This is a genomic window from Oerskovia sp. USHLN155, from assembly GCF_037145535.1.
In the GTDB taxonomy this organism is placed as follows: domain Bacteria; phylum Actinomycetota; class Actinomycetes; order Actinomycetales; family Cellulomonadaceae; genus Oerskovia; species Oerskovia rustica.
The window spans coordinates 302,452-314,895 of the sequence record NZ_JBBCXG010000007.1 but is presented as its reverse complement, the minus strand read 5'-3'; the positions used below and the strand labels follow the sequence as shown (position 1 = coordinate 314,895).

Here is a 12,444-nt window from a genome sequence, read left to right as displayed (position 1 = left end):
GGATGGATGTACAACGACCGCTTGCCCTCATAGATGCAGTCCACCGGACACTCCTCGATGCACGCCTTGTCCTTCACGTCCACACAAGGCTGAGCAATCACGTACGTCACGGCGGAGGTTCCTTTTCGTCGGGGCCGGAGGGCTTCACCGGCTGCCTCCAGGCTATCGCTCCGGCGGGGCACGGGAACCCTGCTTCTCACCTGGCAATACGGCGACATCTCGCGGTTGACAGGCGGTCGAGGCCCTCGCGGCCCGCGCGGCGCCGGGCCTACAGGAGCCGTCGCGCGGCGGCCCAGCGCGTGAGCTCGTGCCGCGACGAGAGCTGGAGCTTGCGGAGGACCGAGGACACGTGGGTCTCGACCGTCTTGACGGAGATGAAGAGCTCCGAGGCGACCTCGCGATACGCGTAGCCGCGGGCGATGAGGCGCATGACCTCCTGCTCTCGGGCCGAGAGCCGGTCGAGCTCGTCGTCGGCCACGGCCACGTCCGCCTGGCCGGTCCCGAAGGCGTCGAGCACGAAGCCCGCGAGGCGCGGCGAGAAGACGGCGTCACCGCTCGCGACCTGCACCACTGCCCCCGCCAGGTCGGGTCCGGAGATCGCCTTGGTCACGTAGCCCCGGGCACCCGCGCGGATCACCGCCACGACGTCCTCGGCCGCGTCGGACACGGACAGCGCGAGGAACCGTGTGGACCCCAGAAGGTCCGAGCACCGCGTGATGACCTCTGCCCCACCGCCTCCGTTGCCTCCCGGCAGGTGCACGTCGAGCAGCACGACCGGTGGGCGCAGGGTGCGGATCGCCTCGACCGCGCCGTCGACGCTGTCGGCCTCCCCGACGATGTCGACCCGTCCGTCCAGGCTGGCCCGCACTCCCGCCCGGAACATGTGGTGGTCGTCGACGAGGACGACCGGGACCGGCGCCCCCGGGAGCGAGCTCTGCGCGGGGCTGGGGATGGTGGTCACGTTCGCTCCTGGGTCGTTCGGGCGGGCTGTCCGGGGCGCGGCACGGGGACCGGCTCCGGGCCCTGCGCGGTCCGCGGCGACGGCCTCTCGGGCCCGGCCGGCGTCGCACCCGCGTCGGGCTCCACGGGCATCCTAGGTCCGGACGTCGTTCCCTCCGCAGTCTCGGCGGCTGGCGGGGCTGCGCTCTCGGCGGCTCGGTGCACCTTGAGCCGTACCTCGGTGCCCCAGCCCGGCCGCGAGACGACCTCGGCGCTCCCGCCCTTGCGCGTGACGCGGCCGATGATCGACTCCCGCACCCCGAAGCGGTCCTGGGCGATGTCCTTCATCTCGAACCCGTCCCCGCGGTCACGGACGAACACCTCGACGGCGTCGTCCGAGACCTCGAGGTAGACCGAGACGGGCGGTCGTCCGTGGGCCACGGCGTTGACGAGCGCCTCACGCGTGGCCTGGAGGAGGGCGGTCGTCTCGTCGGACGGGACGCAGTCCCCCACGACGACGACGTCGACGACCACGGCCGCCGTCCCCGCCGAGCCGCCGTCCCCGACGGTTCCCGCCGCGCTGACCCCGGCCGCCGCCGCGGCCCCCGCCGCGAGCCGCCAGCTCTGCCGGTCCTCGACCTCTCCGACGAGCGTCCGGAGCTCTGCCGCAAGCGATGTACCAGGAGCAGGCCGGTCGTTGTACAACCACTCCCGGAGCTCACGTTCCTGCGCACGCGCGAGCCGCGCGACCGTGTCGGCGTCGGCCGCGCTCGACCGGATGAGGGCGAGGGTCTGGAGGACCGAGTCGTGCAGGTGGGCCGCGATGTCGGCCCGCTCGGCCTCCCGGGCACGGGCGGCCCTCTCGTCGCCCAGCTCACGCACGAGGCGCAGCCACCACGGCGCGAGCACGATCGCCGCGCCCGCGAGGACCGCCACCGACGCGACCGTCGCCCGGACCATGTCCGAGGCCGTGGAGTCCTGCCCCACCAGGAGCAGCACCCCCACGAGCACCAGGAAGAGGCCGCCCGCGAGCCGCACCACCCCGGCCGGGGTGCGTCCTCCCGCCCTCGACAGCCACCGACCCCGCTGCGCGGCGTCGAGCTGGGACCAGGCCAGCGCCGTGCCGGCGAGCGCGATGAGGACGGGCAGGACCCAGGAGACCTCGATGTTCACGCCGGCTCGCGACGCCAGGAGCACCGCCGCCCCGCTCAGCAGGACCACACCGATCGCGACGTCGCGCACCGGCAGCTTGCGCACCCGGCCCTGGAGCCGCGGAGCGATGCGGCGCAGCGACGCGGGACGCTCCTCGTCGGCCACCTGCGCCGGGTCGCCCGCGGGGACCGTGACCCAGAGGAAGACGTACAGCACGATGCCTGCGCCGCCCGCGAGCGCCATCAGCGCGAGCACGAGGCGTACCGCGCCCACCGGAAGGTCGAGGTGCAGCGAGAGGCCACGGCACACGCCACCGACCCAGCGCCCCTGCTCGGGGCGCCGGAGGGGAAGTCTCCTGGCTGGTCGCTCTGTCGGTGTCACTCTCTGATGGTCACACGCCCGGACCGCTCCACCGGCCGGAACGCCCCGTTCGTCCGCTCCCGAGGCGAAAGTTCAGGGTCGACCGTCCGGAGGATCAGGGTCGGATCAGGGGATCACCCGATACCCCTGGGACCGCCTCCCGGGCCAGGCTTGAGCCATGAGCACCGAGGACACCTCCCCAGAACCCCCGGCCGGGAGCTCCGCACCGACCGGAGCGCCCCAGCAGCACGCCGGGCCTCCCTCCGCGACGAGCACACCGGGCGGCCCCGGCCAGCCCGTGCCCGGACAGCCGGGGGCCCCCGGCGGCACGCCGAACCAGCCGCCCGGCCCGTCGAGCGCCCAGCCGGACGGCCAGTCCAGCGGCATGGACGGCTTCTTCGACACCGTGCGGCGCATCGGCATCTCCCGGTCCGAGGACCGCTGGGTCGGGGGCGTCGCGGGCGGCGTCGCCGACCGGTTCGGGATCGACCCCCTGATCGTGCGCGGCATCCTCGTCGTCTCGGTGTTCCTCACCGGCGCCGGCCTCGTCCTGTACGGGCTCGCGTGGGCCCTACTCCCCGAGTCCCGCGACGGGCGCATCCACCTCCAGCAGGCGATCCGCGGCGACTTCGACGTGGCCATGCTCGGTGCTGCGGCCACCACGATCGTCGGCCTGAGCTGGAACAACGGCTGGCTCTCCTGGTGGCACTTCGCCGGGCTCGAGTGGCTCAACGGCCTGCTGTGGACTGCGGCCGTGATCGTCGTGATCGTCCTGGTCGTCAACCGGCGCAGCGACTACCGCAGGTACGCGGCGAACCGGGCGAGCGCTCAGAATGCCCAGCACCCGGGTGGCCCCGTGCCGCCGAGGCAGCCCTACCCCGCGCAGCCCTTCACCGGCGCCCCCGGCCAGCAGGGCCAGCCCCCGCAGGGCTGGCAGCAGCCGCGCCCGCCGTACGGAGCACCTGCCCCCGGCCCCCAGCCCGCACCCGCTGCGGCGTACCCTGCGACCCCCGCGGCGCCGTCGGGCCCCGTGTACACCGCCTCCGCGCCGGTGCCGCCGCAGGGCTACCCGGCCCAGCGACCGGTCCCGCCCCAGGCCTACGCGGCCCAGCAGGCCGCCGCGCAGCAGGCAGCCCGCGCCCACGACCACGCCCGTCGCCGCGCCGAGCGCGAGACCGAGCGCCAGCGTCGCGCCGAGGAACAGCGTGCCCGCGCGGCCCGGCGTCCGCGAGGCCCCGGGACGGCGGTCGTGGGGATCACCCTCGGCGTGAGCCTCCTGGGCGCCGCGGTCCTCATGCTCCTCGAGCGTCGCGCCGTGATCGACGTGCCGTTCTTCTACACCTGGATCGGCGCGACGATCGTCCTGCTCGGGCTCGGCGTCATCGTCTCCGGCCTGCGCGGCCGGACGAGCGGCGCCCTGGGAGGCCTCGCGATCGTCGCGACCATCGTCGCGCTGCCGATCGCCGGCCTGAACAGCGTCGAGCGCTTCGACGCCGACCTCACGGCCCGCGTCTCCGACGCCACGTACACCGTGACCTCGGTCCAGGACGCCGAGAACGGCTTCGCCTTCACGTTCGGCAACCCGGTGGTCGACCTCAGCCAGCTCGACCTGAGCACCGTCGGGGAGGACCCGGTCGTCGTCCCGATCGACCTGAGCGCCGGGGACCTCACCGTGATCGTCCCCGCCGGCACCCCCGTCGAGGCCGAGGTCCGCGTCCTCGCCGGCAACGCGACCTGGACGGTCGACGGCGAGCGCCGCTCCATCAACGGCGTCAACACCCGCCCGCACACCTTCGTCACCGACTCCGTCTCCGACGGCGCCGGCCCCGTGCTCCTGCTCGAGGTCGACGTCTCCGCCGGCGACGTGACCATCCGGGAGGAATCATGACCACCGAGAAGAACCCCTACGAGTCCGACGACGCGCGCGAGACCCAGGCCCTCCCGCCGGTCGACCCCACGATCGAGATGCCCGTCACGCCGGGCGAGGCCACCGAGGACGGGCGCTACGAGGAGGACGCCGACGACGCGGCCCCCGGGGAGGGCGAGTCGCCCGAGGACACCGACGAGACGCTTCCCGAGACCGACGCCGCGACGTCGGCGGGTGACGACCCCGACGCGACGCAGATCATCGAGGCCGGCCCTGCGCAGGACGGCCTGGCGCACGAGGACGACCTCGCGGACGAGATCTTCCGGGGCGAGCCGACCCAGGCGCTGCCGGTCGCTGACCCCACGCTCGTCCTGCCGGTCGCTCCCCCGGCCCAGGCTCTGCCCACCCAGGCCTTGCCCACCGGCACGCTGCCGGCCGGCGAGCCCGCCCCGACGCACACGCAGGCATACCCGGTGCAGGACGCGCCGGTCGACCCCGAGCCGGTCTCGGTCTCGGCCCCGTCGCCGACTCCCGCACCGGCTCCCGCACCGACCCCCGCGGTCGACCCCGCCGCGCAGTGGAACGCCACCGCGCAGCAGAGGGCTCAGGCGCCGACCGACCCCGCTCTGGGCGACGACCCGCGCAATCGCGGGCTGCGGGTCGGGACGGTCGTGTGGGGGTTCGTCATCGTGGCCGTCGGGGCCGGCATCCTCGCGCTGGCTCTCGGCGCGACGTACGACCTCGACCTCGCGCTCATCGCCCTGCTGAGCGTCGCGGGCCTGGTGCTCGTGGTGAGCTCGATCGTGTCGAGCAGCCGCCGCAGCGCCCGCGAGCGCGCCCGGCGCTGAGCCCGGCACGCCGGTGCAGACGTGGTGACCCCGCCGGCGGCGCCCGGGTCCGGGGCCCCGGTGCGCCGCCGTCGTGCGCCTGGATCAGTACCTCAGCGCGGGGGCGGGTCCCCGGCGGGGGGCGTGGCCGGAGGCGTGTCCGTCCCGGTGGGCGGGACGCCCGGGCTCTTGGGCTCCACGAGCGGGTCGGTGTGCGTCGTCGGGACGCCCGGGCTCTTGGGCTCCTCGACGGGGGCCGCGTGGGTGGACGTGCGGGTCGGCGGCGTGACCGGCGGGGTCGTGGGAGCCGGAGTCACCGGTGCGGGCGTGACCGGCGCCGCGGGCGCGGCGTGGGCCGGGGTGTGCGTCGCCGGGACCGGGGCCGCCGACAGGTTGCCGTCCGAGGAGTACCCGCCTGCGGTCTCGACCGCGACGGCCGGACCGCTCGCGATCCGCCGGAGCGCGATCCCGATGAGGATGAACAGGATGCCCAGGCCGATGACCAGGGCCGCGACGCCGTAGGCGACGACCGAGGTGAACAGCGACGCGCGCAGGAACGAGGCGTTCATGACCGTGGCCCGGCGCTCGTCGTCCTGCGGGAGCTCGGCGTAGGTCTGGCCGTCGCTGATCTCGAGCGCGTGCTTGTTGATGACCTCCGCCTGGGCGTAGGCGGTGAGCGGACCGTTGACGTGGCGTCCCGCGAGGAAGTCCGCGTCGTCCGACACCGTGATGTCCTCGGCGGACAGCTGCGAGGTGACGACTCCCCACGTGACGCCGCCCGCGATGATCATGACGATCCCGGCGATGACGGTGAGGATCCCGATGACCCCTACGCCCTTCGCCGGCCGAACCGTGACAGTGCTGGACATTGCGATATCCCTCCCCGAGCCGATTCTTTGATGTCAACGTAGCGACGATTCGTCGTTTCCGCCGGACGAACGGTCCGATCACTCCCGAACCAGACCAGCCGGGCACGGGCCGTGGACGCGTCGATGGGACAATCCAGGGGTGAGGATCACCCATGTGACGGACTGCTACCTGCCGCTGCTCGGCGGCATCGAGACCCAGGTGAGCCGCCTCGCGGCCCAGCAGGCCGCGGCCGGCCACCACGTCGAGGTGGTCACCACGACGCCCGCGTCGCGCGGCGAGCACGGCGTGAGCCGCGAGGTGCACGACGGCGTCACGATCCACCGCGTCGCGGCCCGGGTCCCCGGTGGGTACCCCGTGCACCCGCGTGCCGCCCACCACGTGACGCGCATCCTGCGGGACGCGCGACCCGACGTCGTGCACCTGCACATGGGCGTCCTGACGCCGTCGGTGCAGGCGTCGCTCAAGCCCGTCGCCCGACTGGGCCTGCCCGCTGTCCTGACCGTGCACAGCGTGTGGGGCTCGGCCGAACCGTGGTTCGCCGCGCTCGACCGCCTGACGCACTGGTCGAGGCTGCCGATCCTGCTGTCGGCCGTGAGCGAGCTGACCGCCGCCCCGCTGCGCCGCATCGCCGGACCCGACGTGCCCGTCGAGATCCTGCACAACGGGCTCGACCTCGACGAGTGGGCCGTGCCGCGCGTCGAACGGGACGCTCGCGGCGAGGGCAAGGCCGTGCACGTCGTCGCCGCGACACGGTTCGCGCCCCGCAAGCGGGTCCTGCCCCTGCTCGAGTCGATCCGTCAGGCCCTCGAGCGGCTCCCGCACGACGCGCTGTTCGCGACGATCGCGGGCGAGGGACCCGAGCTCGACGCGGCCAGACGCTTCGTCAAGGAGCACGGCCTCTCGACGACCGTGAGCCTCCCGGGACGCCTGGGCGCGCACGAGCTCAAGCGGCTCTACTCGCGCGCCGACGTGTTCCTCGCCCCGGCGATCCAGGAGTCGTTCGGGATCGCGGCGCTCGAGGCGCAGGCCGCGGGCCTGGCCGTGGTGACGCGGGCGGAGTCCGGGGTGGCGGAACGGCTGACGGACGGGGTCGACGGGCTGCTCGCCGACGACGACGACGCGATGACCGACCAGATCGTGCGGCTCGTGACGCAGGACGGCCTGCTCGACCGCATCGTCGCGCACAACCGCGAGGTCCGGCCGTCGAGCGGGTGGCCGAGCGTGCTCGCGGACGTCGAGAAGGCGTACGCGAAGGCGGCGGCGTACCGCGAGGAGCGGGCGGCGCTCGGAAAGAGCTAGGGCGCAGGCTGCGGTGCCCGGCTCGGCCGGACCTCCGACGCTCGTGCGCAGCCGTTCGACGAGGCGGGAGGAGCCCCGACCCGAGGCGCGCGCCGCCGTCGGGCCTGCGGGTGCGGCCCGACCCCGCACCACCCCGGACGCCGAAGGGCCGGCCCCCGCAGATCGCTCTGCGGGGGCCGGCCCTTCGTGGCTCAGCGGGAGGTCACTCCCACTCGATGGTGCCCGGCGGCTTGCTCGTCACGTCGAGCACGACGCGGTTGACGTCCTTGACCTCGTTCGTGATGCGCGTCGAGATGATCGCGAGGACGTCGTACGGCAGACGGGTCCAGTCCGCGGTCATGGCGTCCTCGGAGGACACGGGGCGCAGCACGATCGGGTGACCGTAGGTGCGGCCGTCGCCCTGGACGCCGACCGAGCGGACGTCGGCCAGGAGCACCACGGGGCACTGCCAGATCTCGTCGTCCAGCCCGGCCTTCGTGAGCTCCTCGCGCGCGATCGCGTCGGCCGCGCGCAGGATCTCCAGGCGCTCGGCCGTGATCTCGCCGACGATGCGGATGCCGAGCCCGGGACCGGGGAACGGCTGACGGGCCACGATGACCTCGGGCACGCCGAGCTCGCGGCCCACGGCGCGCACCTCGTCCTTGAACAGGGCCCGCAGCGGCTCGACGAGCGAGAACTGCAGGTCGTCGGGCAGGCCGCCCACGTTGTGGTGGCTCTTGATGTTCGCGGTGCCCTCGCCGCCGCCGGACTCGACGACGTCCGGGTACAGGGTGCCCTGCACGAGGAACTTGACCTCACCACCGTGCTCGCCCGCGTCCGCGACGATGTCGCGCGCCGCTTGCTCGAACGCGCGGATGAACTCGCGGCCGATGATCTTGCGCTTGGTCTCGGGGTCCGAGTGACCTGCGAGCGCGGCGAGGAAGCGCTGCTTCTCGTCCATGACGACGAGCTTGACGCCCGTGGCGGCGACGAAGTCGCGCTCGACCTGCTCGACCTCGCCCGCACGCAGCAGGCCGTGGTCGACGAACACGCACGTGAGCTGGTCGCCCACGGCCTGCTGGACGAGGGCTGCGGCGACCGAGGAGTCGACGCCGCCGGACAGGCCGCAGATGACGCGGGAGTCCCCGACCTGCTCGCGGATGAGCGCGATCTGGTCGGCGATGACGTTGCCCGGCGTCCAGTCGCCGGCAAGGCCGGCACCCTGGTAGAGGAAGTTCTCGAGGGCCTTCTGGCCCAGCGGGGAGTGCTTGACCTCGGGGTGCCACTGCACGCCGTAGAGGCGACGCCCGGTGTCCTCGAACGCTGCGACCGGCGAGCCTGCCGAGGTCGCGAGGACCTCGAAGCCCTCGGGGGCCGCGTGCACGGCGTCGCCGTGGCTCATCCAGGCGGTCTGCTGGTCGGGCGAGCCCGCGAGCAGCGCGCCGGCCTGGCAGACCTCGACGGCCGTGCCGCCGTACTCGCTGAGGCCGGTCTGCGCGACCGTCCCGCCGAGCGCCTTGGCCATGGCCTGGAAGCCGTAGCAGATGCCCAGGACGGGCACGCCGGCCTCGAACAGCGCGGGGTCCACGAAGGGCGCGCCCTGCGCGTACACGGACGACGGACCGCCGGACAGGATGATCGCTGCCGGGTCCTTGGCGAGCATCTGCTCGACGGTGAAGGTGTGAGGGACGATCTCCGAGTACACCTTGGCCTCACGCACGCGACGCGCGATCAGCTGGGCGTACTGTGCGCCGAAGTCGACGACCAATACGGGCCGGGGGGCTGAGGGGGTGGGTGTCACCAGCCCAGGATAGTTGGCTCGGCGCCGATCCCCGGCATCGGTCCACGACGTGCGACGGGGATCACTGCGCGCGTCAGGCGGGCAGCCGCTCGCGCAGCTCGCGCGCGGCCCGCTCCGGGTCGGGCGCACCCGTGATCGCCCGGACCACGACGATGCGCTCGGCGCCCGCGTCCAGCACCTGGTCGAGCCTGTCGGCGTCGACTCCCCCGATCGCGAACCACGGCGTGGTCGGCCGTGTCGCCGCGACCTGTCGCAGCAGGTCGAGCCCGACGGCGTCGCGCCCCGGCTTCGTGGGCGTCGCCCAGAGGGGACCGACGCAGAAGTAGTCGACCTCGGGATCCGCCTCGGCGGCCGCGGCCTGGGCGAGCGAGTGCGTCGAGCGGCCCAGGAGCGGGCCCGCACCGAGGAGCGACCGGACCGCGGGCACGGGCAGGTCGCCCTGGCCCATGTGCACCACAGGAGCCCCGGTCAGCAGCGCGACGTCGGCCCGGTCGTTGACGGCCCACAGCGCCCCGTGCTCGGTCGCGACGCGCGCGACCGTCTCCTGGAGCTCGAGCTCGCGCGCGACGTCGAGCGTCTTGTCCCGGAGCTGGACCACGTCCACCCCGCCCGCGAGCGCCGCGTGCAGGAAGTCCTCGAGGTCGCCGCGCTCCTCGCGTGCGTCGGTGCACAGGTACAGCCGGGCGGGGCGCAGCCTCTCGACGGCAGCCTGGCGGGCCGCGTCGCGGTCGTCGGAGCGGTGGCGGGGCGCGGGGGGCTGTCGGCGCTCGGCGTCGCCGGTCGGGGCGGTGGTCACGGCGCCCAGGATAGGCGGGCCCCGTGCGGTGCGCGGCCGTGGCGCAGCCCGTGGTCGTGCCCCGGCCCGGCCCTGGCCACGTTGTAGGGTGGCCGCGAAGCACGGGAGCCCCGCACGGGGCTGAGAGGGCGAGAGCCGACCGTCGAACCTGATCTGGGTCATGCCAGCGAAGGGAGCGAGCGCATGAGCGCAGCCCTGTCCACCGATCACCCCGCCGTGCCCGCGCGCCCACCGGGGCCCGACGGCGCCACGGACGTCCTCGTCGTGGGCGGCGGCATCGTGGGGCTCACCGCGGCGTGGCGGGCCTCGCGCGCCGGCCTGCGCGTGACCGTCCTGGACCCGTCCCCGGGAGACGGCGCGACCCATGCGGCGGCCGGGATGCTGGCCCCGGTGACCGAGGCCGACTTCGGCGAGGAGGCCGCGCTGCGCCTGGGCGCCGACTCCGCCGCTCGGTGGCCCGCGTTCGCGGCCGAGCTCGAGGCGGACTCCGGGCTCGACGTGGGGCTGCGCACCACGGGCACGCTCACGCTGGTCTACGACGGGGACGACCTGGCCGTCGGGCGGCGCGTACGTGCGCTGCAGGAGGCGTGGGGGCTCGACTCGACCGAGATCACGGTCGCGGCCGCCCGGGAGCGCGAGCCGCTCGTCGGCCAACGCGTCGCGGGCGCGTTCTGGGCGCCGGGCGACCACCAGGTCGACCCGCGGGCGGTGCACCGCGCCCTGACCGCGGCCCTCGCACGGGACCCGCGCGCCGCCGTCGTGCACCGCCGGGCCGTCCGGCTCCTGCGCTCGCCCGGACCGGACGCCCCCGTGACCGGGGCCCTCGACGACGCGGGCGCCGCGCACCGTGCGGGGACCGTGGTGCTCGCGGCCGGGGCGGACTCGGGAAGCCTGCTCGCGGGCGTCCCCGACGTGTGCGCCCCGACCCGTCCGGTGAAGGGGCAGACGCTGCGGCTCGACGCCCCGCCCTGGTTCACGCTCGACCACGTGGTGCGCGGGATCGTGCAAGGGCGTCCGGTGTACGTCGTACCGCGTACGCCCGGCCCCGACGGGCACCGCGAGGTCGTCGTCGGCGCGACGAGCGAGGAGCACCCCGACGACCGGCGCGCGACCGCGGGCGGCGTCTTCGCGCTCCTGCGGGACGCCCGCGCGCTCCTGCCCGGCCTCGACGAGCTGGCCCTGGTCGAGGTCACGCCGCGCGTGCGCCCGGGCACCCCGGACAACCTGCCGCTCCTGGGCCCCACGAGCGTGCCCGGCCTGGTCCTCGCGACGGGCCACTACCGCAACGGCGTGCTGCTCGCGCCGGTCACGGGGGCCGCGGTCGACGCGCTCCTCGCCGGGGACCCGCTGCCGCCCGCGGTCGCGGCGATCGACCCGATGCGCTTCTCCCCCGCCCCTGTCGCCACCCCCCGGAGGACCCCATGACCGGCACAGCCCTCGTCAACGGCGAGCCCTATCCGCTCGCCGCCCCCACGACCGTCGCACACCTCGTCGCCACGTTGCTGCCGGAGCTCGTCGGAGACACGGGCACCGTCCCCCGCGGCGTCGCGGTCGCGATCGACGACGCCGTGCTCCCCCGCAGCACGTGGACGTCCACGGCCCTGCGCGACGGCGACCGCGTCGAGGTCGTCACGGCGGTGCAGGGTGGTTGACACCCCGGACCGCGCGGCCGACGACTCCCTGGTCGTCGCGGGCGTGGCGCTCGGCTCGCGCCTGGTCATGGGCACGGGCGGTGCCGCGAACCTGCTCACGCTCGAGGAGGCGCTCGTCGCGTCCGGGACAGCGCTCACGACCGTGGCGATGCGCCGCGTCGCGCGCGTGCGGCCGCCGGGCGGGCCGGGCTCCGCCGACGGAACGGGCGAGACCGGCATCTGGGGCCTGCTCGACCGCCTCGGCATCCGCGCCCTGCCCAACACCGCGGGCTGCTTTTCCGCCAAGGAGGCCGTCCTCACGGCCCACCTGGCCCGCGAGGCCTGCGGTACCGACTGGGTCAAGCTCGAGGTGATCGCCGACGACGTGACGCTGCTGCCCGACCCGATCGGGCTCGTCCAGGCCGCCGAGACCCTGGTCCGCGCCGGCTTCACCGTCCTGCCGTACACCAACGACGACCCGATCCTCGCGCGCCGCCTCGAGGACGTGGGCTGCGCGGCGGTCATGCCGCTGGGCGCGCCCATCGGGTCGGGGCTCGGCATCCTCAACCCGCGCAACATCGCAGCCATCGCGGCTGCGGCCCGTGTCCCCGTGATCCTGGACGCGGGGATCGGGACCGCGTCGGAGGCCGCGCACGCCCTCGAGCTCGGGTGCGACGGCGTGCTCCTCGCGACCGCGGTCACGCGCGCCGCCGACCCGGTGCGGATGGCCACGGCCATGCGGCTCGCGGTCGAGGCCGGGCGGCTCGCGGCGCTCGCGGGCCGCATCCCGCGCCGCGAGCAGGCGCTCGCGAGCTCGCCGGTCGACGGGATGGTGGGCCGGGCCGGGCTCACGGGGTCCGGCCTGCTGGGCGCGGGCAACCTGGACCTGGCGCTCTGACCGGTTCGCCGAGGTAGACCCGTGT

The 12,444-nt window shown here is 74.8% G+C and carries 11 protein-coding genes and 1 pseudogene; 6 read left to right on the top strand and 6 right to left on the bottom strand.

Translation table 11 applies throughout. From position 1 onward, the window contains the following. From WFH32_RS12525 to WFH32_RS12515, 3 genes and pseudogenes are all read right to left on the bottom strand, one after another. A pseudogene (locus WFH32_RS12525) lies at positions 1-110 on the bottom strand (ferredoxin); the annotation flags it as partial. Positions 111-268: 158 nt separating this feature from the next. Continuing rightward, a complete protein-coding gene (locus tag WFH32_RS12520; RefSeq protein WP_206053360.1) occupies positions 269-883 on the bottom strand; it encodes a LuxR C-terminal-related transcriptional regulator in 615 nt (204 codons plus the stop codon). Positions 884-957: 74 nt separating this feature from the next. Continuing rightward, on the bottom strand, positions 958-2,472 hold the full coding sequence (locus tag WFH32_RS12515; RefSeq protein WP_191798312.1) for an ATP-binding protein: 1,515 nt from the start codon (positions 2,470-2,472) through the stop codon (positions 958-960). Positions 2,473-2,629: 157 nt separating this feature from the next. On the opposite strand from WFH32_RS12515, the gene WFH32_RS12510 reads away from it, so the two are divergent. Together WFH32_RS12510 and WFH32_RS12505 are read left to right on the top strand one after the other, a co-directional pair. Next, positions 2,630-4,339 (top strand): PspC domain-containing protein, encoded by a 1,710-nt coding sequence (locus WFH32_RS12510; RefSeq protein WP_225228483.1) that lies wholly within the window; start codon positions 2,630-2,632, stop codon positions 4,337-4,339. After that, entirely contained in the window at positions 4,336-5,166 is an 831-nt protein-coding gene (locus tag WFH32_RS12505; RefSeq protein ID WP_336707678.1) for a hypothetical protein, read from the top strand. The genes WFH32_RS12510 and WFH32_RS12505 overlap by 4 nt, the downstream gene beginning before the upstream one ends. 92 nt (positions 5,167-5,258) lie before the next feature. Here WFH32_RS12505 and WFH32_RS12500 read toward each other — a convergent pair whose 3' ends face one another. Next, positions 5,259-6,014: a hypothetical protein gene (locus WFH32_RS12500; protein WP_336707676.1), complete on the bottom strand. Its 756-nt coding sequence runs from the start codon at positions 6,012-6,014 to the stop codon at positions 5,259-5,261. 139 nt (positions 6,015-6,153) lie between these two features. Here WFH32_RS12500 and WFH32_RS12495 point away from each other — a divergent pair, with 139 nt between their 5' ends. Then, the gene (locus WFH32_RS12495) at positions 6,154-7,314 is read left to right on the top strand and encodes a glycosyltransferase family 4 protein (protein ID WP_336707674.1); all 1,161 of its coding nucleotides are present in this window, start codon (positions 6,154-6,156) and stop codon (positions 7,312-7,314) included. A gap of 202 nt (positions 7,315-7,516) precedes the next feature. Here WFH32_RS12495 and guaA read toward each other — a convergent pair whose 3' ends face one another. Both guaA and thiE read right to left on the bottom strand, forming a co-directional pair. After that, positions 7,517-9,094 carry a glutamine-hydrolyzing GMP synthase gene (gene guaA / locus WFH32_RS12490; protein ID WP_336707673.1) on the bottom strand — a complete coding sequence of 526 codons (1,578 nt, stop codon included), beginning with the start codon at positions 9,092-9,094 and terminating at the stop codon, positions 7,517-7,519. A 73-nt stretch (positions 9,095-9,167) separates the two neighbouring features. After that, positions 9,168-9,788, bottom strand: coding sequence for a thiamine phosphate synthase (gene thiE / locus WFH32_RS12485; RefSeq protein WP_336707696.1), 621 nt, complete (start codon positions 9,786-9,788; stop codon positions 9,168-9,170). A gap of 285 nt (positions 9,789-10,073) precedes the next feature. Between thiE and thiO the strand changes: the two genes are divergently transcribed. The 3 genes from thiO (at position 10,074) to WFH32_RS12470 (ending at position 12,419) form a co-directional block, all read left to right on the top strand. After that, positions 10,074-11,315, top strand: a complete 1,242-nt coding sequence (thiO, locus tag WFH32_RS12480; protein WP_336707671.1) for a glycine oxidase ThiO — start codon at positions 10,074-10,076, stop codon at positions 11,313-11,315. Further along, positions 11,312-11,542 (top strand): sulfur carrier protein ThiS, encoded by a 231-nt coding sequence (thiS, locus tag WFH32_RS12475; RefSeq protein ID WP_336707670.1) that lies wholly within the window; start codon positions 11,312-11,314, stop codon positions 11,540-11,542. Before thiO ends, thiS begins: the two co-directional genes overlap by 4 nt. A gap of 67 nt (positions 11,543-11,609) precedes the next feature. Then, on the top strand, positions 11,610-12,419 hold the full coding sequence (locus tag WFH32_RS12470; protein WP_442946336.1) for a thiazole synthase: 810 nt from the start codon (positions 11,610-11,612) through the stop codon (positions 12,417-12,419). Positions 12,420-12,444 lie beyond the last annotated feature (25 nt).

Coding starts and splice junctions, on each gene's coding strand:
- WFH32_RS12500 (WP_336707676.1), bottom strand. CDS start 6,014: ATGTCCAGCACTGTCACGGTTCGGCCGGCGAAGGGCGTAGGGGTCATC.
- WFH32_RS12520 (WP_206053360.1), bottom strand. CDS start 883: ATGTTCCGGGCGGGAGTGCGGGCCAGCCTGGACGGACGGGTCGACATC.
- WFH32_RS12510 (WP_225228483.1), top strand. CDS start 2,630: ATGAGCACCGAGGACACCTCCCCAGAACCCCCGGCCGGGAGCTCCGCA.
- thiS (WP_336707670.1), top strand. CDS start 11,312: ATGACCGGCACAGCCCTCGTCAACGGCGAGCCCTATCCGCTCGCCGCC.
- WFH32_RS12505 (WP_336707678.1), top strand. CDS start 4,336: ATGACCACCGAGAAGAACCCCTACGAGTCCGACGACGCGCGCGAGACC.
- thiO (WP_336707671.1), top strand. CDS start 10,074: ATGAGCGCAGCCCTGTCCACCGATCACCCCGCCGTGCCCGCGCGCCCA.
- WFH32_RS12470 (WP_442946336.1), top strand. CDS start 11,610: ATGGGCACGGGCGGTGCCGCGAACCTGCTCACGCTCGAGGAGGCGCTC.